This is a genomic window from Sorangium sp. So ce296 (assembly GCF_051529605.1).
GTDB lineage: Bacteria > Myxococcota_A > Polyangia > Polyangiales > Polyangiaceae > Sorangium > Sorangium cellulosum_D.
The window spans coordinates 12,118,555-12,137,829 of the sequence record NZ_CP150325.1; the positions used below are offsets into that span (position 1 = coordinate 12,118,555).

Here is a 19,275-nt window from a genome sequence, read left to right on the forward strand (position 1 = left end):
GGTATGCGATCGGCATGCGAAGTCGATCAGCCCTCGCCTTGCTCGCGCTCCTGGCGTTCTCGGGATGCTCCAACGACTCGCCGGATCCGGGCTCCTCCCCCGGCACCGGTGGAGGTCCCTCCAACACGGCGACGGGTGGGGCTGCTGCCGGCCCCATGACCGGCGGCGATGGCAGCATGCCGCCAGAGATGCCCATGACCGGTGGCGCAGGTGGTACGGGGGGCGCAAGCTCCGGCGCGACGAGCGGCGCAAGCTCCGGCGCGACGAGCGGCGCGACGGCTGGCGGCACGGGTGGCGCCGCTGGAGGCGGCGCTGGCGATGGCAGCTTCGAGCTCGCCTGGGAAGATCCGTTCGACACCGTCGATCTCGCGCGCTGGCAGCTGATGACCCACAGCTGGGACGGCAATCTCGCGCAGTTCACCGGCGAAAACGCGGCGGTCAGCGACGGCATCCTGCGCCTCTCGCTGACGGCAGCCAACGATACCAGCAAGCCCTTTCGCGGCGTGGAGATGCGCTCTCGCGAGACGCTGACCTACGGAAAAATAGAAGCGTCAGCGCGGTTCGCGCAGGGCTCCGCGGTCGTCTCTTCTCTGGTGCTCATTTATACCCCATGGCCGCCCGACGACTGGAACGAGCTCGACATCGAGTTTCTGGGCAAAAACACCGATCGCGTTCAGTTCAACCACATGGTGAACATCCCGCCCGCTGATCCAGCCACCGGCCACCTCCAGTTCCCCGAGCTCGTTACTTTGGGCTTCAACCCCGCAGCGGGCTTTCACACCTATGTCATCGAATGGGTGCCCGGTGAGGCGCGCTTCTACGTCGACGGAGCGCTCTTGCACACGGCCACCGAGGAGATGGAACGCATGGTCCTCCCTCAGAACATCCTCTTGACGATCTGGGCTTCTGGGTCGCCAGATTGGGCAGGCCCGGTCGACAGCAGCACCGCCCCCACGCGCGCCGAGTACGACTGGATCCGCGTCTACCGCTACGTCGGTCCGTAGGCGCTTCGTGGGTTCCGAGCCGCTGAAGGCGGCTCGGGCGCGCGCAGCTTTCCGCCTCGTCTCGGCCGGCGGCGGGGGCTCGGGCGCTGCCTCGCTCAGCCGCCGAGCGCCTTGTCGATCGCCTGCGGCGCGGGCTGCTTTCGGTCTGGACAGGTGAGGCCGGACGCGTAGTGTAGTCTGTCGTGCGCAGCGCACCGGAGGGGAGCGACACGCAGGACCTCCAGGCGACGTCGGACGCTCTGGGAAGGGCGTCTCCGCCTGGCGAGGGCGACGAGCGAGCCGAGGGCGCGAGGCGGAGCTTTCGCCCCGGCGACATCGTCGCAGGCAAGTACCGGCTGGATCGGCTGCTCGGCGAAGGGGGCATGGGCGTGGTCTGGGCCGCGAGCCACGCGCTGACCGGCGCGCGGGTCGCGCTCAAGCTCGTGAAGGGCGTGTCCGGCGCGGTGCGCTTGCGCCTGCTGCGCGAGGCGAGGATCGCGCACGAGCGCGACCACCCCAATGTGGTCGCGGTGCACGACGTGGCGCTCGAGGACGGAGCGCCCGTGATGATCATGGAGCTGCTCTCCGGCGAGTCGCTCGCCGACAGGCTGTCTCGCGGGCCGAGGATGTCCCTCCCGGAGGTGGCCTCCATCTTCTCGCAGGTGGTCTCGGCCGTCGCCGCGGCGCACGCCCGGGGCGTCATCCACCGCGATCTGAAGCCGGAGAACATCTTCCTCGTCGACGGCTCGAGCCAGCGGGTCAAGGTCCTCGCCGAGGTCGACCCCATGGCGCCGACCGAGCGCCCCAACACCCCGCCGCCCCCGGCGGAGCCCCGCTCGACCGGAAGGCGCACCGTCGCCCGGGCGGGCGGCCTGGACGATCGGCCTCGCCGTGGCGCTCGCGGGCCTGGTCGCCGTGGTGCTGGCGTGGCGGGGGGGCCCGGCTCCGGTCGAGGAGCGGCCGCCGCCCCCCGCGATCAATCCGCGGGCGCTGTCCCGGTACGCAGCCGCGCTCGAGGCCGTCGGCGACGCCAACGAGGGCGAGGCGGCGGACCGCCTGCGGCAGGCGATCGCCCTCGACGACGCGCTGGCCGCAGCGCACCTCCGCCTCGCGATCTACGCGCCGGACCGCGCCGAGGCGCGGATGCATTACGCGCGCGCCGAGGCGCTGCGCGATGGGCTCGACGCCCGCGAGCGAGCGCTCCTCCATGCCATGGAGCCCCTGCTCGGCGGCGATCCCGGGGACGCGGCGCTCTGCGCTGCGCGGCTCTCCGCGCTCGCCGCGCAGCGCCCGCGCGACGCGGAGGTGCTCGCCCTCTTCGCGCGCCGCGCGCTGCGCTGGAACATCCACGCCAGCGTCGAGGCGGCGACGCGGGCCACGACGAGCGAGCCGCAGCGCGCCCAGGGCTGGGCCGCGCTGGCGCGGTCGCTGCGGCACCTCGGGTCGTTCCAGGACGCAGCCGCCGCCGTCGACCAGTGCCTCGCGATCTCACCCCAGGCGGCGAGCTGCTACGAGGTCAGGAGCGAGATCCACAGCGCGCTCGGCAGCTGCGGCGAGGTCGAGCAGGACCTGCAGCTCATGCTGTGGATGACGGGCGCGAGGGGCCAGGCGATCCAGCGCAAGCTCGCGTCGTCGAGCTACGCGCAGGGGCGGTCTGCCGACGCGGTGATGGTGCCGCTGCGGCAGGGCTGGGTCTCGCTGCCGGACTCGGAGCGACGCTACGTCGCGCTGATCGACGAGGCGAGCGTGCGCGCGCTCACGGGCGACTTCGCGGAGGCCGAGGTGCTGCTGCGAAGCGCGCGCCTGCGGATGAGCGCGGAGTCGAGGGCGCACGCCGACGTCGCCCGCGCGCTCGTCGATATCTATCTCGAGACCGATCGCGAGATCGAGGCGGCGCGCATCGCGGAGACGTGCCTCGACAACTACGTCGCCTGCGCCAGCGGCTCGGCGGACCTCTTGCGGGTCATGCTGCATGCGGGCTTCATCTCCTGGCCCGCGTTCCAGGAGCGGCGCGCCGAGCACCTGCCGCCGTCGGGCGCTCCGGCCGGCGCCGAGCGCGCGCTCTCCGCCGTGGTGAGGGCGCACGCGCGCTGGATCGAGGGCTTCGAGGAGGCCGCGGAGGCTGTCCCCGCGCTGCCGGTCAGCGCGCTGATGAGCGATCAGGTCGATCACGACGTCCACGCGGATCTCGGCGCGGTCTACCACCTCGCGGGCATGCCCGGCCACGCGATCCCCGCGCTCCGCAAGGCGGTCATGACGTGCGATATGCTGGACTGGCCGGTGACGTACGTGCGCTCGTTCTGGTTCCTCGGTCAGGCCCTCGAGCAGACGGGGGACATCGCCGGCGCGTGCCAGGCCTACGCGAGCGTGATCGCGCGCTGGGGAGGCGCGAGCCCGCCCTCGCAGACCGCGGCGCGGGCGCGCGAGAGATCGATGGCGCTCGGCTGCGGACCGATCGACTGACCCGCCCGCCCGCCCTCCGCGCGCCGAAGCCGAAGAGGCGCGCCGCGGCATCGTGGACGGAGAGGTCGGGCGCGATGCGCTCACCGCATGTGGCCTATGCAACATCTGACGGCGCGATTGTTTGCGAGCGTTCATCGGACACGTGTGCAGAGCGGCGGCGCCTTCGCACAAGGGCGCTCGTTTCGTCTTGACACCCCGTGTCCGCGGGGCGTCTGCGTACGTCAAACCAGCATCGTTGTCGGGACAAACCCGGCTAGCTGACGCGCTGGAGAGCGCGTTATCATGGTGGTCTCGACCTTTTGTCGCCGGGCAGCTCTGGCGAGGAGGCATCATCCATGGGAACGACGTCTATTCTCGTGTCTTCCTTGGCGGTCCTGGCGGGCTTCGGCGCGCCGGACGTCGCTTACGGGGGTGCCTCTCAGCCCTCGAGCGGAGCGTGGCCCCGCAGGCTGCAGCCCGCGGAGCCGGAGTCCGTGTACATGAGCAGCGCCGGGCTGCGCGATGCGACGCTGGCCCTGGAGGACGCCATCGCGGGCGGGGAGATCCAGGGCGCCGTCCTCCTGGTCGCCCGCCATGGGCGGATCGTGCTCCACGAGGCGCTGGGCGAGCGCGACGGGTTCAACGCGAGCTGGCCGGACATGCCCTCGCCGCCGATGCCGCGCGACGGGATCTTCGATCTCGAGTCGATGACGAAGCCGTTCACCGTCTTCTTGGCGATGAGGATGCAGGAGTCCGGCCGGTTCCCCGGCTTCAAGATCGACAACACGGTCGCGTCGTACTTCCCCGAGTTCGCCACGAGCCCGGACAAGGCGCGCGTGACGGTCAGGGACCTGATGCGCTACGTGTCGGGCGAGGACATGGACGCGAGCGGCGTCCTCGGCGCCAGCGACCGCTGGCACACGATGCTCACGGCGCCCTTGCTCTACACGCCGAGCCAGAAGGTCCTCTACAGCGACCTCGGGTTTCGCCTCCTCGGCCACGTGCTGGAGAAGGCGGGCGGCGACTCGCTGCAGGGGCTGATGAAGACCAACATCTTCGATCCGCTCGAGATGTCGAGCACGTCCTACCGGCCGAAGGTCTACATGCCGGCGAAGGGCGAGCGCTTCGTGGGGACGGCGTGGTCGAGCGTGCGCGGGCGTTACCTGCGGGGCGAGGTGCAGGACGAGACCGACTACGACGTGGAGGAGAACACGGGGACCCCTCAGCACGGCCACCTGACCGGGTGCGACGGCCTGTTCTCGACGGCGCTCGATCTCGCCAAGTTCGGGCAGATGCTCCTGAACCGGGGCGTCCACGTCTGGGGCCCGGACGCGCTCTGCAACCCGATGCTCCTGTCCTGTCCGGGCCAGCGGATCATGTCGCGGCCCTCGGTGGAGCGCATGACGACGCTGCAGACGGGCGACATGGGCCTCCCGACGCCGGCGACCACGTTCGCCCAGAACCTGTTCTACTCGGGCAAGGGGCTCGGGTGGGAGATGTACGATCCCGGCGCGTGGCCCGGCGGCGATCACACCTCGACCGTCGCGTACAGCAAGACCGGCGGCGCCGGGACGCTCATCGTCATCGACCCCGATCCGGCGCGAGACCTGATGATCATCCTGCTCACGAATCACGGGCTCCCGGGCTACGACCACCTCGGGGTCGACGAGGACCAGCTGTGGTACTGGGACGATTTCGACGCGATGATCGAGGCGATCCGCGCGGAGGAGGTCAGCGATGCGGTCAACCTGTCGCTGATGGATGTCCCGTAGGGGCCGCACGACGGCGTCCGTCGGCGGGACATGGGGTGTTCGCATCGGGGTCATTCAGCACATCGGGCCATCGCGCGAAGTCGCTCGGCGCTGTCAGCGTAGGAGCGGCGAGCAGGCCGCTCGCCGGGGGTGCGCCCGCGATCGCGCGGGGTGACCGGGCGCGGCGGGCGCGGCGGTGCGCCGGGGCGTGCGCCGAATGACGCGGCGGAGCGCATGGCGCTTGCGCTCGTGCGAGCGCGCCCGCAAAGGTAGGTGTCCCGCCGCAAGGACGCCCCCGGATGAACGACGACCTCCGCACCAGCCAACCCCACGCCGCAACCCGCACCGAGACGGCGAGCGCCGAGGCGGAGCTCGCCCCGCTCTCCGGCGAGGATCGCCTCTCCTCGTTCTACGCCGGGTGCCCGGTCGCGCTCTTCACGACCACGCCCGCGGGGCGCTTCATCGACGCGAACCGCGCGTTCGCGCGCCTCCTCGGCTACGCGGACCACACGCAGTTCCTCGACCTGCCCGTCCCAGGCTTCTACGCCGACCAGCGGCAGCGGCAGGAGATCATGCGGATCCTCGACCAGGAGGGCGCCGTCCACGGCTACGAGGTCGAGTTCGTGCGCCTCGACGGGACGCACCTGTGGGTCAGCATCACCGCGCGGGCCATCCGCGACGCGACCGGGCGCGTCGCGCGCTACGAGGGCGCGCTCGAGGACGTGACGCCGCGCCGGATGGCGCAGGACCTGATGCGCCTCAGCGATCAGCGCTTCCACCTGCTCGCCAAGGCCACGAACGACACCATCTGGGACTGGGACTTCACGACCGGCACGGTCTGGTGGAACGAGAACTTCGAGCGCACCTTCGGGTACCGGCTCGACGATCTCGAGCCGGGGCCCGAGAGCTGGACGGGCCGCATCCACCCCGACGACCTCGAGCGCGTCTCGCGCAGCATCCACGACGCCATCGACGGCACCGCGACGACGTGGAGCGGCGAGTACCGCTTCCGCCGCGCCGACGGCGAGTACGCGTACATCTACGACCGCGGCCTCGTGCTGCGCGACGCGACTGGGAAGGCCGTCCGCATGATCGGCTCGATGATGGACGCCACCCTGCAGCGCCGGCAGCAGATCCTCCTCGGGTGGCAGCGCAAGGTGCTCGAGATGATCGCCCTCGACCAGGGCATCGAGGAGACGCTCGAGGTGCTGTGCCGCGACGCCGAGGAGCTCTCGGCGGGCCGCCGCTTCACCGTCCTGCTCGCGAGCGAGGACGGCCGCCGCCTCCTGCACGGCGCGGCGCCGAGCCTGCCGGCGTCGTACAACAAGGCGGTGCACGGGATCCTCGTCGGCCCGCGCGCGGGCTCGTGCGGCACCGCCGCCCACCGCCGCGCGCCGGTCGTCGTGGAGGACATCGCGACCGATCCGCTCTGGGCCGACTTCCGCCAGCTCGCCCTGCCGCTCGGGCTGCGCGCCTGCTGGTCCACGCCCATCGTCTCCTCGAAGGGCGAGGTGCTCGGCACCTGGGCCGTGTACCGGTCCGCGCCCGGCGCGCCCACCCCCGCCGACGAGGAGATCGTCCGCGTCGCGACGCGCCTCGCCGCCATCGCCATCGAGCGCGCCCGCGCGGAGCGCGCGCTGCGCGAGAGCCGCGAGCAGCTCGCGAAGGCGCAGGAGGTCGCGCACCTCGGGAGCTGGTCGTGGGACGTCGCCGCGGGCAAGCTCGATTGGTCCGAGGAGCAGCTCCGCATCCACGGCCTGCCGAGCGAGAGCGGCGGCGTCCGGCCCGACGCCGCCATCGCCTGCGTCCACCCGGAGGACAGGGCGCGCGTCGCCGCCGTGCTCGAGGCGCTGCTCTGGCAGGCGGGCGCTGGCGAGATGACCTACCGCATCGTGCGGCCCGACGGCGCCACGCGCTGGGTCCACGCGCGCACGGAGGTCGAGCGCGCGCCCGACGGCGGGCCGGCGCGGATGCTCGGCACGTGCCACGACATCACCGAGCAGCGGCAGGCGCAGCGCGCGCTCCAGGAGAAGGAGGAGCGCCTCCGCGCGGCGCTCGACGCCTCGGCGACCGGTACGTTCCGCTGGATCCCGGCCACGAACGAGCTCGACTGGGACGAGAACCTCGATCGGCTCTTCGGCCTGCCGGCGGGCGCGACCGCGCGCCACATCGACCAGTTCACGGGCCTCGTCCACCCCGACGATCGCGAGCGCGTCCTCGAGGCGCTCGATCGCTGCGTGCACGACGGCGCCGACTTCGACCTGGAGTTCCGCGTGGTGTGGCCCGACGGCAGCGTCCACTGGCTGCTCGATCGCGGCCGCATGCTCCGCGACGCCGAGGGCAGGCCGCTCACGATGACGGGCGCGTGCACCGACGTGACGGAGCGCATGAACGCGGAGCTCGCGCTGCGCCAGCGCGCGGACGAGCTGGCGAGGCTCACGGAGGCGCTGCAGCGCATGAACCGCGAGCTCGACCAGTTCGCCTACATCACGTCGCACGATCTCAAGGCGCCGCTGCGGGGCATCGCGAACCTCTCGCAGTGGATCGAGGACGACGAGGGCGAGCGGCTCAGCGACGTGTCCAAGCGGAACCTGGAGCTCCTGCGCATCCGCGTGCAGCGCATGGACGCGCTCATCGACGCCATCCTCGCGTACTCGCGCGTCGGGCGCATCCGCGTGCCCACCGAGGTGGTCGCCGTGGGCCCGCTCGTCGACGAGGTGGTGGATCTCCTGTCGCCGCCGGGGGGCTTCCGCGTCGAGATTGCCGGCCCGTTGCCCAGCGTCGTTGCCGAGCGCGCGCTGCTCCAGCAGGTGTTCATGAACCTCATCGGCAACGCCATCAAGCACCACTCCGACAAGGGGAACGGCCGCGCGGTGGTCTCGTGCGCGGACGCCGGCTCGCACTGGCGCTTCACGGTGGCGGACAACGGCCCTGGCATCTCGCCGCGCTTCCACGACAAGGTGTTCATCATCTTCCAGACGCTGGAGGCGCGGGACCGGTCGGAGGGCACGGGGGTCGGGCTCGCGCTCGTGAAGAAGATCGTCGAGAGCAGCGGCGGCGCCGTCGCCCTCGACTCGGACGTCGGGCGCGGCGCGGCCTTCTCGTTCACCTGGCCTAAGGCGCTGGTGTAGCGGCGGGCGCGGTCGCGGCGGGCGCGGTCGCGGCGGGCGCGGTCGCGGCGGGCGCGGTCGCGGCCGGCTGGGTCGCGGCGAGGGCTCCGTTCACCACGAGGTGGATGAACTGAAGCTTGGCCACGGCGGGGCGCGGCATCACGAACGGGTAGAAGTCGTGCTGGCCCATGCTGCGCGACATCTCGTTGAGCACGGCCGTCAGCTCCACCCAGGCGTTCAGGAAGCCGAGGAAGCTCGCGGCCCCTGGATCGTCCGGCCGCCACAGCGCGTCGGTGCCCCAGGGCTCGACGTCGAGCTCCACCTCGTCGGCGTCGATGCCGAAGCTGAGGGCCGTGTCCACGGTGTCGACCATGTGGAGGTAGTGGGCCCAGGTCTCGGCCCAGTCTTCCCACGGGTGCATGCTGGCATAGGCGCTGACGAAGCGCTGCGGCCAGTCGGCGGGCGGGCCTTGCTCGTAGTTGGCCTTCAGCGCTGCGGCGTAGTCCTGCTGCTCGTCGCCGAACAGCTCCCGGAACGGCGCGAGCCATCCGGTGTCGCGCACCAGGCGGTCCCAGTAATAATGGCCGATCTCGTGCCGGAAGTGCCCGAGCAGCGTGCGGTAGGGCTCGCGCATCGCGGCGCGGATGCGCTCGCGCGTGGCGTCGTCCGCCTCCTCGATGTTCAGGGTGATGACGCCGTCGGCGTGGCCGGTCATCACCCTGGGCCCGTCGGGCGGCGAGGCGAGGAAGTCGAAGCAGAGGCCGTGCTCCGGATCCTCGCCGACCTTGGACTTCACCGGCAGGTTCAGCGCGAGGAGCTGCGACACGAGCCGTCGCTTGGCCGTCTCGATGCGGCGCCACAGCGCCTGGTGCTCGACGACGGTGAGGTCCGGAATGGTGCGGTTGAGCCGGCACGCGGCGCAGAGCGCGGGCGTCTCCGCCGCCACCGGGACGAGCCAGTTGCAGCCGGACGCCGTGTCGAAGTTGCCGCAGCGCCGGTAGAGGCGCGGCGCGGCCGCGGCGTCGTGCCAGAGCTGCCAGGTGCCCTCGGGCGCGCCGGGCTTCAGCGGCATCACCTGGGCGCGCTCGGGCTCATAACCGAGCGGCGTCTTGCAGGCGAGGCATTCGCTGTTGCGGAAGAACACCGGCCGCTCGCACTGGCACCGGTAGGCGCGCGGGGCGGTGGGTTGCTTGACCGGTTTCCATGCGCTGCGCAGGCGCGTGATCAGGCTGTCGAAGCGGGTGGACATGGTGGTTGGGCGGGCCGAGGAGAAGCGGTTTCGTCCTGGATTCCTGGCGCCGCGCTGTCGGCGTGTTGGCAATCCATGTGCCAGGCGAGCAGCGCGCGATTCGCGTCGCGGCTGAGGCCGCGCGACGAGTTGCCGCTCGATTGGCCGTCGCGGACTGTCTCAGTGTGGCAAAAACGCCGTCCTGTCCGGCCGAGCGCCGCGCTCCTGCCTAGAGCCGACGGATCCAGGCGCGCAGCGCCGCCAGGCCGTCCTGGTCGACGATCTCGGTCCCGAGGGGCGGCATCGAAGGCCAGTCCGGATCGCGCCTCCGGGCGCGCTCCACCACGTCGCTGTCGTCGGGATCGCCCGGGCGGATCACCGTGCCCACGGCGGTGCGGTAGGTGGCGGTGGCTTCGACCGACGCGATCTCGTCGACCCGGAGCGTGAAGTCGAACCTGCGCTGCGGGTCGTAGCAGCGCGCGCCGTCGCTGCTCGGGCGGGTCCTGTTGTGGCAGTGGCTGCAGTTCGCGTGCAGCCAGCCGAGGGCGGCTTGCGCCACGGCGTCTCCCGGGAGCCGGACCGGCCGGCGCGGAGGATCCGAGAGCATCCCCCGGGCGGCGATCGCGTCGAGGTCGACCTCGCCGCGGCTCGCGGCGAGCTGGATCGCGGAGAACCCGAGCACGCGGCTCTCGGTCCCGCCGTGGCAGCCCATGCATTCTGCCGCCGCGGGCACGTCGTGCGGCGTGCCGCGCGCGTCCTCGGCGCCGCCGGGCGTCGCCAGCGCGTCGGTCCCGTCGGCGTTCCAGACATAGGCGACGGCGGCCCAGTCCTCGGGGGCGGGGCCCACCTTGGCGAGCAGGCGGGTCTCGACGAGGACTCCGTCCCTCCGGAACTCCTTCCAGAGGCGGGTCCCGTCGGGGAACTGCCATGCATCCTGAGCGCTTGTGTCGATCTGCGCGCCCTCCGGCAGCCGGATGAACCGCTGCTTGTCCGCGCCGTCGCTCCAGAGCTCGAAGCCGGGCTCGTAGGCCACCACGTCGCTCGCCACCGTGCGCGCGGCGATGTCGGCGTAGAGGCCGGTCTGCGACAGCGCGGCGGGCAGCGCGGCCTGGCGCTCCGGATCGGGGGGATCGCACTGGCGGAGATCGTCGCAGCCGGCGGCGGCGAGGCCGGCGGCGGCGAGCCACAGGGGCGCGAATCCAGCGCGTGTCGGGCGTCTCTCGCGGGTGGACATGGCCGTATCTAGACAGGGGCCGCGTGCCACCTCCAGTGATGGATCGTGATAGATGTCATCACCGTGGTGAATCTATCGGCCATCGATCTCAACCTGCTCCACGTGCTCGCGGTGACGCTCGAGGAGCGCAGCGCGACGCGCGCCGCGCGCCGGCTGGGCGTCACGCAGTCGGCGGTCTCGAACGCGCTCGCCAGGGCGCGCGAGCTCCTCGGCGATCCGCTGCTCGTCCGCGATGGCCGCGGCATGGCGCCGACGCCGGCGGCCGAGGAGCTGCTGCCGGAGCTCGCGGCGGCGATGGCCCAGGTGCGGTCGGTGGTCGAGCACCGGCGGACGTTCGACCCGCGCTCGTCCACCCGGGAGCTCACGCTCGCCTGCGCCGACAACTCGCAGATCGCGGATGTGCCGCTGGTCGCGGCGGCGCTCGCGCGGGAGATGCCGCTCGCGCGGCTCCGGGTGGTGAGCATCGACGCCCTGATCGCCTCGGGGGGCCTTGCCCAGGGCGGGATCGACGCGGCGATCGTGCTGCGGCGGCGCGATCCTGGGCTCCGCGTCGCGGCGCTCTACCGGGATCCGACCGTGGGGGTGGTCCGCCGGGATCATCCGGTCGTGGGCCGGCGCCTGACGCGGAGCGCGTTTCCGCGGCTGGGCTTCATCGACGTGCACATCACGCTCGGCCGTCCGGGCCGGGGGCACGCGCTTGTCGAGCGGGCGTTCCGCGCGCAGGGTCTGGTCCGCCGGATCGCGCTGGTGGTCCCCGGGTTCGCGCCCGCGGCGATGGCCGCGGCCGGCAGCGACCTCGTCGCGTGCATGCCTCGGCGCGCGGCGCAGGCGCTCGCGTCGCACCTCCCGCTGCGGGTCGTCGAGCTGCCCGTGGCGGACCTCGGGCACGAGATGTGGCTCGCGTGGCACGAGCGGACGCACAAGGACCCGGCGGCGGCCTGTCTGCGGAAGGCGATCGTGCAGGCGCTGCGGGCGCCCGAGGGTCGGCCCGACCCGGGTTGAGGCGAGGGGGGCGGGGCGACCCAGGTTGAGGCCGGGCGGGCGGCTCAACCCAGGTTGGGGTCACCCGGCCACGGCACGGTGTCCTTGCGAGCGTGTGCCAGCCGTCGTGGCTCCCCGACACGAGGCTCGACGTCTTGTCGGTCGTCGTCTCCCACGAGGTCAGCCACATCGTGCTGGTGTTGCCCTAATGGTAGGTGGTGGACGCCGACAGGCCGGTGCTGTCGTAGCTGGTCGACGTCACCTCGCGCCGCGCTACCGCGTCGCGCGGAAGCTCTCCGGCGGCCCCAGGTAGCTCGGCTTGAGCCCGCCCGTGTCCACCACCAGCTTCTGCACCACCACGGTCGGATCGACCATCCAGAGCTTCAGCACGTGCGCGCCGGGCTGAGCGATGGTGTGCGTGGTCGACGTGCGGTTCACGTTGTCCGACGTGTTCCTCTCCCACGACTTGTTCATCGGGATGCCGTTGAGCGCCGTCGTGACGTTGACGATCTGCGGCTGCCCGTCGTCGATGGACACCGCGTACTTCAGGCCGTCGGTGCGCAGCACGTTGTTCCTCGGCGACAGGTACGCCCAGACCGTCACCTTCCCGGTCGTGAAGAGGTGGATCGTGTACTCGAGGCGCGGGCTGTCACCGCCGGGCGTCTGCCTGGCCGCGGTGACGGGGAAGGGCGTCATGCCCCCGGCCGTCCGGCCGATGTCCGGGATGAGCTGCCACGAGATCGGGTCCGCGCTCACGGCCCGGGTGAAGTGCTCGGCCTCCATCGAGACGTACCCGTTGCTCTCCACGAACCCCTCGATCGCCTCGCGGTTCACCTCCGGGTTCTTGACGACCGCCTGGACGACCACGGTGCGCCCGTTCGACGCCGTCACCGTGATCGGCACCTCCGTGGTCCCCTGGGGCGCCGCCGCCCAGTCCACGCTCACGGTCGCGCGCACTTCCTTCTCGATCGTGCCGTTGTTCGGCGAGACCTTCACCCAGGGCACCGACGGCTCGATCTGGTAATCGAACGGCTCCTGACCGCGGTTGAAGACCTCGATGTACTGGGCCGGCTGGGCCTGGAACGGGCTGAGCTCGGGCAGCACCGCGGGCGTCCGCTCCGCGGGCCAGACCTTGTCGGACCCGTCGATCGCCACGCCCATGTCCGCCGCGCGCGGCACGTTGATCTGCTTGAGCTCCGGCCAGATGAAGTCGTCCAGCAGGGTGCCGTTCCTCTCCGGCTGCTGCCAGCCCGAGTCCGGATACGGCCCGCCATAGCCGATCTTGGGCTGCGTCTGAAAGCCCTTCCACTTCCCGCCGGCCAGCGCATTGTTGTAGTAGTCCGACATGGCCTTGTCGTCGGCGAGCCGGGCCTCGGCGGTCGCGGCCATGTCCTTCGTGGCGGCGCGCCCCTGGGCGGCGTAGAGGATGTTCTTGAACCCGGCCAGGCGGAGCTCGTACAGGTTGGCGCTGGCCTTCACCTGGTAGAGCACGAGCTGGTAGTAGGCGTCCCGGTACGCCTCCGGCAGCTCCTCGTTGATCCGCTCCGCCTCGGCCGCGAGCGCCTGCCACTCCGCGACGACCCGCTCCGCCTCGCCGTAGTGGATCAGGCTGAAGGGGCTCCCGTCGGCGTAAACCACGGCGCTGTCGGGGTTCGTGGCGATGTTGGCGTTCGGGTTGAGGGTGATGACCCGGTTGAGCAGCTCCGGCTTCCGGCGCGACTGGAGCCTGGAGTACATCGTCAGCACCTCGGCGATCTCGGCCGCGTGCTTCGGCCCGAACTGCTGCGCCGCCCACTGCCGCTCCCACACGGGCAGGCGCTCGATCGGCCACCGCTCGGGGTTCCACGCGTAGTCCAGGAAGAACTCGAGCGGGTGCTCCTCGTTCTTCAGGTCGCCCACGTTCACCACCCACAGCCGATCGACGCCGTACCGATACGACAGGTGGAGCTGCTCCCAGATGTTGGGGAGGAGGTTCGTGTCAATCCACTTGTAGTTCCGGCCGCCGCCCACGTAGTCGAAGTGGTAGTAGAGCCCGTAGCCGCCCGACCGCTCCGGCGCCGACGGATCGGGCAGCTCGCGCATGTTGCCCCAGTTGTCGTCGCACCAGTTGATGATCACGTCGTCCGGCGCCCGCATGCCCTCGTCCCAGAAGCGCTGGACCTCCTTGTAGAGCGTCCAGACCTGCGGGATGGTGGTGACGTCCTTGCCCGTGACGTCGGCCAGGATCTTCCGCTGCGCCTCCACGATCCGCTGCATCAGATCGATGTTGCCGCCGTCGTCGATGGGCAGATCGCCGTTGCCGCGCATCCCGACGGTGACCACGCTCTCGTAGTCCTTCATTCGCTTGATGCTGTCGGTCCAGTACTTCTTCAGCGCCTCCGTGTTCTTGTCGAAGTTCCACTGCCCGTTGCCGCCGTACCGGCCCCCGGACTGTCCGTAGCGATCCCACTCGTCCTGCGCTCGCATCATCGGCGCCTCGTGCGAGGTCCCCATCACGACGCCGTACGCGGCGGCCAGCGCCTGGTTCTCGGGATCGTCGTCGAAGAGCGACCTGCCCCACACGGCCGGCCACAGGTAATTGGCCTTGAGCCGGAGCAGGACCTCGTACACCTTGGCGTAGAGCTCGTGGTTGAAGCCGTTCGGGCGGCTCGTGTTGGGCGCGGGGCCGAACGTGTTGCGCGCCCACGTGCCCAGGGCGGGGTTCTCGTCGTTGATGAAGAAGCCGCGGTATTTCACCTTCGGCTCCCCCTGCGAGTAGCGGCCGGGCAGGATGTACAGCGCGCCGTGCTGGTGCGCCGGGACATCGTCCCAGTAGTGCCAGGGCGACACCCCGATGTTCCGCGAGACGTCGTAGGCGCCGAAGATCGTCCCGCGCTGATCGCTGCCCGCGATCACGAACGCCCGGCGGACGCCCGGCGCCGGATCGTTCACGACCTGCAGGAGGGACGTCTCCCAGCGGCCCGCGATGCCGGCGACGTCGAGCTTGTTCTCGCTCACCAGCTGGTCCACGAGCTTGCTCTTGCCCAGGGTCCCGATGATCACCACGTCCTCCGACGCCGGGATCGCGTCGAGCGAGACCTCGGGCTCGACCTGGGTGACCCGCCCGATGTCGGCCTTGAGGTCGCTCACGACGCGGATCACGCCCGCGTGGTCGCTCGAGCTCACGACGAGCGGCGCGGCCTTGCCGGCGGCGACCAGGGGGAATCTGTCGGACCCCGGCTCGAACGTGACGTACTTCTCCGGATCCTCCGGGTGCGGCGCCGGGTCGTCCGGCCCTCCCGGCCCTCCCGCTTGCCCGTCCGGCCCTCCCGCCTGCCCATTCGGGCCACCGGCCTGTCCGTCCGGCCCTCCCGCCTGCCCGCCCGGCCCGCCGGTCTGCGCGCCTGGATCGCCGGGCTTCGGCGACGCGTCGTCCGATCCCGAACAACCACCCCCCAGCGCGGACAAGGAGAGCGGCAGCGCCCCGCAGAGGATCCCCATCCGCACCAGGGGACGCCAGGCGGCCCAGAGCGCGCCGAGCGCCCGTCTGCCTGGAGCGGCGCAGGGACGACGGGCGCGCCGGCCGCGGGGGACCGCTCGGTGGAATCGCGTCGACGCATTGGCCCTGCAATCTTCTTCATTGGCTGTCATATGCGACCTTTTCACGCCTGACGCGGCCAGCGCGGCGCGCCCTTCATCCCGTCGTGCGCCAGCGCGGTTGGGCGTCCTTCAACCACCTTCGAGGCAGATCGTGCGCACGAAGCGCCTCACGGTGGAGGCGCGATGCTCGGCGTAGTAGCCCTCCGCCGCCGTTCTCGAATCCTCGCCCGGCGCCTCGAGGCACCCCGCGATGATCTCGTAGCCGTCCTGGAGCCGGCTCGGGTCCCCGGGGTGCGTGCGACGATACTCGCGCACGAGCTCGCGCATGCGCGCGCCGTCCCGCGCGCTCATCGCGTCGTTCAGCAGCGCAATCAGACCATTTTCATGCTGCATCTCGAGGTGACGCGGCGTGACGGGGTGGGGGTGAGCGGGGCCGTCGTGCCGGTCGTCGGGGCTCGGCCCGACGACGGGCAGGTCGATGGCCGCCGCGGCGAGCTCGGCGCCGGCGGCCGGCGCGGGCGGCTCACTCGCCCTGTGGCGCGACGCCGCCTCGCGCGGCGCCTCCTGCGGCGCTCCCTGCCGGGACGAGGGCAGCCGCCGTCCATCGGGCTCTCGCGAGCGATCGACGAGCCATAGCGCCGCGCCGAGGAGCACCAGCGCGGCCACGCCCCAGCGCCCGCGCGCCGGCCTCATGGAATCGTCACCGTCCACGTCACCGTCTCCTGCGAGCGGGGCCAGTTGTCGCGACCCCAGCAGGGATCGTAGTACCTGGGGTCGGTCGACGGCGGCGGGTCCAGGCACTCGCCGCTGCGGTAGCGCACCCACGCTTCGCCGGCGTTGTCGTAGGCCTTCGCGACGATCGTGTGCGTGCCCGGAGCGAGGCCCGCCGCGGCGACGTTGTAGACGGGGCCGCCGTCGGTCGCGATCACCTCGCCGTCGAGCGTCCAATCGACGCTGATGACCTCGGGATCGATCACGTTGACCGCGAGCGTCGCCGGGTCGGTGACGGCGCCGGCGGGCGGATCGGTCGAGTCGATCGGCTTGATGCGCATCCAGATATCCATGATCATCTTCTCGCGCGAGACCGGGTTGAAGCTCGTGTTCTTGTGGCCTCCAAACAGGCTGTTCATCATCGAGTTCGACGACGGGCGGTACTGTCCGCCATCGACGTAGCGGCTGCCGACGAAGGTGCCCTGGAGGCCCGTGGCGTCGGCGGCGTCGTAGCCCAGCCACTTGTCCCATTTGCCGGCCGTCGTCGCGCAATCGGCCGTCGAGTTCACCTCGACGTACTCGGTGCCGCTGCCGCCGCACGTGTTCGCGCCGCAGCCCGCGCCCGTCGCCTTGGCGCAGTACTCGTCGGCGAGCTGATGAAAGCCGTGGCCGCCCTCGTGCAGGGCCGCGCCGGCAGCCTCCGGATGCGCGCCCGACCAGAGCATCCAGGAGGAGCCCGTGTTCCACCAGCGATCGTTGTTCAGCACGATGGCGTGCCAGTCGACCTCGAAGTCGGCGGGGAGGTTCGCCTCGAGCGCGGCGTCCGCCGCGCGGGTATCGCAGTCCGCGAGGCGGCTCTCGTCGTCGCCGGTGCAACCGAGCACGCCCGGGACGCCGTTCGAGGGGCTGACCACCTTGATGGCGCAGATGTTGACGAACTTGCGATATCTGCCGTACGGCTCGCCGATCGGGCTGCTGAAGCGCAGGGCCATCGCCGCCTCGATGTGCTCGAGGTACGTGGTGTTCACGGCCTCGGCGTCATAGCCGTCGCCGATGATGACGTAGTTGACGCGGTTCTCGGGCGGGCCCGCGCTCTCGATAGCCACGCCGTTCGTGCCGCAATCGAGGACGTAAGCGGAGCCGCCTCCGCCATCGCCGCCGGGCACGAAAGCACCCCCGGCGCCCGTGCCGGCCGAGCCGCCCTGGGCCGCGCCGCCCGAGCCTGGACCGCCGGCGCCTCCGGCGCCTCCGCCCGCTGAGCCGCCGGCCGCGAGATTGCCGCCCTCCGACGTGCTGCCGCCGTCGGTCGTCGCGTCGCTGTCCGGTGCGTCGCCGCAAGCGCAGAGCGCCACCAGACATGAAACGCGCAGGATCCAGCTCGACTTCATCGATTTAGCCTCACGATTCCTCGCCGGTGGTACCCATCGCGCCGTCGTCGATGACAAGGTCCGAGCGCGCATCCACCCATCCGGAGCGACGCGCCAGAAGACCCCCTTCGAGGCCGGAATGTGAACGTTAACATGTTCGGTGTCAACGGCGATCGGCCGGCCCGCGGCGATATCGAGCCGATACAGGAAAACGCCCATTGGTTCTCCTCTCGAGCGCCGCGTCAAGTCAAGAAGAGGGGTGCCGTGTCACGCCGGCCAGGGCGCCGCGCCCGCGAGGAGCGTCGGCCAGCGAGGCGTCAGGCCGCCTTGGCCCACGCCGCGAGCGCGCCGAGCAGGCGCTGGAACCCGGGCCGGGACAGCCCATAAAAGGAGAGCCGCCCGGGGGAGCGCCAGCGCCGCGCGTCCTGCTGGGCCAGATTCACGAGGTCGGGCGGTACGGCCGACGCGTTGAGGCAGCCCACGCCCCAGCCCGCGCGCACCGCGGCGACCGCGGCCTGGCTGCCGCTGCAGGTGAGCCGCACCTCGTGGGCTCGGCCGCCGCGCGCGAGCGCGCCGAGCGCCATGGCGCGCACGGGGCAGTCCGACCCGAGCAGGACCAGCGGGACGGCGCCTTCGGCCGGCGGTCGGACGCCGGCGCCGACCACCCACGCGAGCGGCTCGCGGCGCAGCAGGCGCGCGTCGGGGAGCGGCTCGCTGGCGGTCACGACGACCGCATCGGCCTCGCCGGCCTGCCATCGCCGCTGCAGCTCCGCCGAGCTCGCCCAGAGGAGCTCGAGCCGGGCGCCGGCCGCTTGATGCTCGAGCAAGGCGAGCAGCGCCTGGAGCCGGTGGGGAAGGAAGTACTCGCTGATCCCGATGCGCCACACGCCCTGCTGCGGCGCGGGCTTCAGCGCGGCCTGGGCGGCGGCCTGCAGCTCGAGCAGGCGCTGCGCGTAGGGCAGGAACCGCTCGCCCTGCGCGCTCAGGCGCAGCGAGCGGGTGGTGCGCTCGACGAGGCGCGCGCCGAGCGCGGTCTCGAGCTGGCGCAGGTGCGTGCTCACGGCGGAGGGCGTGCGGTGCACCTGCTGGGCCGCGCGCGCCACCGCGCCGCTGGCGGCGATGGCGACGAAGCTCTGCAACCAGAGCGGCTCGAGGTGATTCATCAGAATTTCTGCCGAATAGGACGAAATTGTTCTGCTTCTCTGCGCAATGATGGCGACCTAGAATGAGGGCGTCAACTCGAAAGGAGCCGTCATGCCCTATATCCATATCCAGATCTCAGGCCCCGCCGACGACGCGCTCGCGCAGCGGACCGCCGCCGCGGCGAGCGCGCTGACCGCGCAGATCTTGCACAAGGACCCGTCGCTCACCGCGGTGGTGATCGACTTCATCGAGCCCTCGCGCTGGTTCGTCGCCGGGCGCGCGCTGTCGCAGCAGGGCGCGCGCTCGTATCACTGGATGGTCAGCATCACCGACGAGACCAACACCAAGGCCGAGAAGGCGGCCTACCTGAGGGCGGTCCACGAGGCGATGCGCGAGCTCCTCGGCGAGGTGGCGGAGCACTCCTACATCCATATCGCGGACCTGCGCGCCAGCGCCTACGGCTACGGCGGGCTCACGCAGGAGCACCGCTACCAGCGCCCCACATGACGGCGAAGCGCACAGTGACGGCGCCCTCGCTCGACCGCCGTGAGCAATGACACGCCGTTTCCCTGGGTTTGACACAGAGCATCATGAGGTCGCGAGAGCTTGACACGGAGCATCATGGCGGCGCGTCGAGGCCCGGAAAATTCGTCGCCGATCCGAAAGTCAAGCTCCGCGAGGCCAAGGCTGTAGGGACATCCCTGCTGCGTGCGCTCTTCGGATCGATGAGACGATGAAGAGATCCA

The 19,275-nt window shown here is 71.4% G+C and carries 12 protein-coding genes and 1 pseudogene; 7 read left to right on the forward strand and 6 right to left on the reverse strand.

The window, feature by feature from the left end:
* Window positions 1-155: 155 nt before the first annotated feature.
* The 5 genes and pseudogenes from WME98_RS44700 to WME98_RS44720 all read left to right on the forward strand — a co-directional run bounded on the left by WME98_RS44700 (window position 156) and on the right by WME98_RS44720 (window position 8,307).
* Window positions 156-1,004: a family 16 glycosylhydrolase gene (locus WME98_RS44700; protein ID WP_437947714.1), complete on the forward strand. Its 849-nt coding sequence runs from the start codon at window positions 156-158 to the stop codon at window positions 1,002-1,004.
* Window positions 1,005-1,366: 362 nt separating this feature from the next.
* Window positions 1,367-1,687 (forward strand): annotated as a pseudogene (locus tag WME98_RS44705) (protein kinase domain-containing protein); the annotation flags it as partial.
* Window positions 1,688-1,874: 187 nt separating this feature from the next.
* Window positions 1,875-3,446, forward strand: coding sequence for a hypothetical protein (locus WME98_RS44710; RefSeq protein WP_437947715.1), 1,572 nt, complete (start codon window positions 1,875-1,877; stop codon window positions 3,444-3,446).
* A 335-nt stretch (window positions 3,447-3,781) separates the two neighbouring features.
* On the forward strand, window positions 3,782-5,197 hold the full coding sequence (locus WME98_RS44715) for a serine hydrolase domain-containing protein (protein WP_437947716.1): 1,416 nt from the start codon (window positions 3,782-3,784) through the stop codon (window positions 5,195-5,197).
* Between the two features lie 278 nt (window positions 5,198-5,475).
* The gene (locus tag WME98_RS44720) at window positions 5,476-8,307 is read left to right on the forward strand and encodes a PAS domain-containing protein (protein WP_437947717.1); all 2,832 of its coding nucleotides are present in this window, start codon (window positions 5,476-5,478) and stop codon (window positions 8,305-8,307) included.
* Here the strand turns inward: WME98_RS44720 and WME98_RS44725 are convergent.
* Both WME98_RS44725 and WME98_RS44730 read right to left on the reverse strand, forming a co-directional pair.
* Window positions 8,291-9,535: a zinc-binding metallopeptidase family protein gene (locus WME98_RS44725; protein ID WP_437947718.1), complete on the reverse strand. Its 1,245-nt coding sequence runs from the start codon at window positions 9,533-9,535 to the stop codon at window positions 8,291-8,293. The genes WME98_RS44720 and WME98_RS44725 overlap by 17 nt on opposite strands.
* Before the next feature lie 208 nt (window positions 9,536-9,743).
* A complete protein-coding gene (locus WME98_RS44730) occupies window positions 9,744-10,748 on the reverse strand; it encodes a hypothetical protein (RefSeq protein ID WP_437947719.1) in 1,005 nt (334 codons plus the stop codon).
* Window positions 10,749-10,793: 45 nt separating this feature from the next.
* Between WME98_RS44730 and WME98_RS44735 the strand changes: the two genes are divergently transcribed.
* Window positions 10,794-11,750: a LysR family transcriptional regulator gene (locus tag WME98_RS44735; RefSeq protein ID WP_437947720.1), complete on the forward strand. Its 957-nt coding sequence runs from the start codon at window positions 10,794-10,796 to the stop codon at window positions 11,748-11,750.
* A gap of 252 nt (window positions 11,751-12,002) precedes the next feature.
* Here the strand turns inward: WME98_RS44735 and WME98_RS44740 are convergent, their stop codons facing one another.
* From WME98_RS44740 to WME98_RS44755, 4 genes are all read right to left on the reverse strand, one after another.
* Window positions 12,003-15,209 (reverse strand): glycosyl hydrolase 115 family protein, encoded by a 3,207-nt coding sequence (locus WME98_RS44740; protein ID WP_437947721.1) that lies wholly within the window; start codon window positions 15,207-15,209, stop codon window positions 12,003-12,005.
* A 228-nt stretch (window positions 15,210-15,437) separates the two neighbouring features.
* Window positions 15,438-16,019 carry a hypothetical protein gene (locus WME98_RS44745; protein WP_437947722.1) on the reverse strand — a complete coding sequence of 194 codons (582 nt, stop codon included), beginning with the start codon at window positions 16,017-16,019 and terminating at the stop codon, window positions 15,438-15,440.
* Window positions 15,998-17,407, reverse strand: a complete 1,410-nt coding sequence (locus WME98_RS44750) for a M64 family metallopeptidase (RefSeq protein ID WP_437947723.1) — start codon at window positions 17,405-17,407, stop codon at window positions 15,998-16,000. The genes WME98_RS44745 and WME98_RS44750 overlap by 22 nt, the downstream gene beginning before the upstream one ends.
* A gap of 296 nt (window positions 17,408-17,703) precedes the next feature.
* A complete protein-coding gene (locus WME98_RS44755; RefSeq protein ID WP_437947724.1) occupies window positions 17,704-18,549 on the reverse strand; it encodes a LysR family transcriptional regulator in 846 nt (281 codons plus the stop codon).
* Window positions 18,550-18,640: 91 nt separating this feature from the next.
* Between WME98_RS44755 and WME98_RS44760 the strand changes: the two genes are divergently transcribed.
* Entirely contained in the window at window positions 18,641-19,036 is a 396-nt protein-coding gene (locus WME98_RS44760; RefSeq protein ID WP_061625898.1) for a tautomerase family protein, read from the forward strand.
* Window positions 19,037-19,275 lie beyond the last annotated feature (239 nt).

What these genes read in the sequence shown, in the direction of transcription:
- WME98_RS44700 (WP_437947714.1), top strand. Translation starts at nt 156, where the DNA reads ATGACCGGCGGCGATGGCAGCATGCCGCCAGAGATGCCCATGACCGGT.
- WME98_RS44715 (WP_437947716.1), top strand. Translation starts at nt 3,782, where the DNA reads ATGGGAACGACGTCTATTCTCGTGTCTTCCTTGGCGGTCCTGGCGGGC.
- WME98_RS44740 (WP_437947721.1), bottom strand. Translation starts at nt 15,209, where the DNA reads ATGGGGATCCTCTGCGGGGCGCTGCCGCTCTCCTTGTCCGCGCTGGGG.
- WME98_RS44760 (WP_061625898.1), top strand. Translation starts at nt 18,641, where the DNA reads ATGCCCTATATCCATATCCAGATCTCAGGCCCCGCCGACGACGCGCTC.
- WME98_RS44750 (WP_437947723.1), bottom strand. Translation starts at nt 17,407, where the DNA reads ATGAAGTCGAGCTGGATCCTGCGCGTTTCATGTCTGGTGGCGCTCTGC.
- WME98_RS44755 (WP_437947724.1), bottom strand. Translation starts at nt 18,549, where the DNA reads ATGAATCACCTCGAGCCGCTCTGGTTGCAGAGCTTCGTCGCCATCGCC.
- WME98_RS44730 (WP_437947719.1), bottom strand. Translation starts at nt 10,748, where the DNA reads ATGTCCACCCGCGAGAGACGCCCGACACGCGCTGGATTCGCGCCCCTG.
- WME98_RS44720 (WP_437947717.1), top strand. Translation starts at nt 5,476, where the DNA reads ATGAACGACGACCTCCGCACCAGCCAACCCCACGCCGCAACCCGCACC.
- WME98_RS44725 (WP_437947718.1), bottom strand. Translation starts at nt 9,535, where the DNA reads ATGTCCACCCGCTTCGACAGCCTGATCACGCGCCTGCGCAGCGCATGG.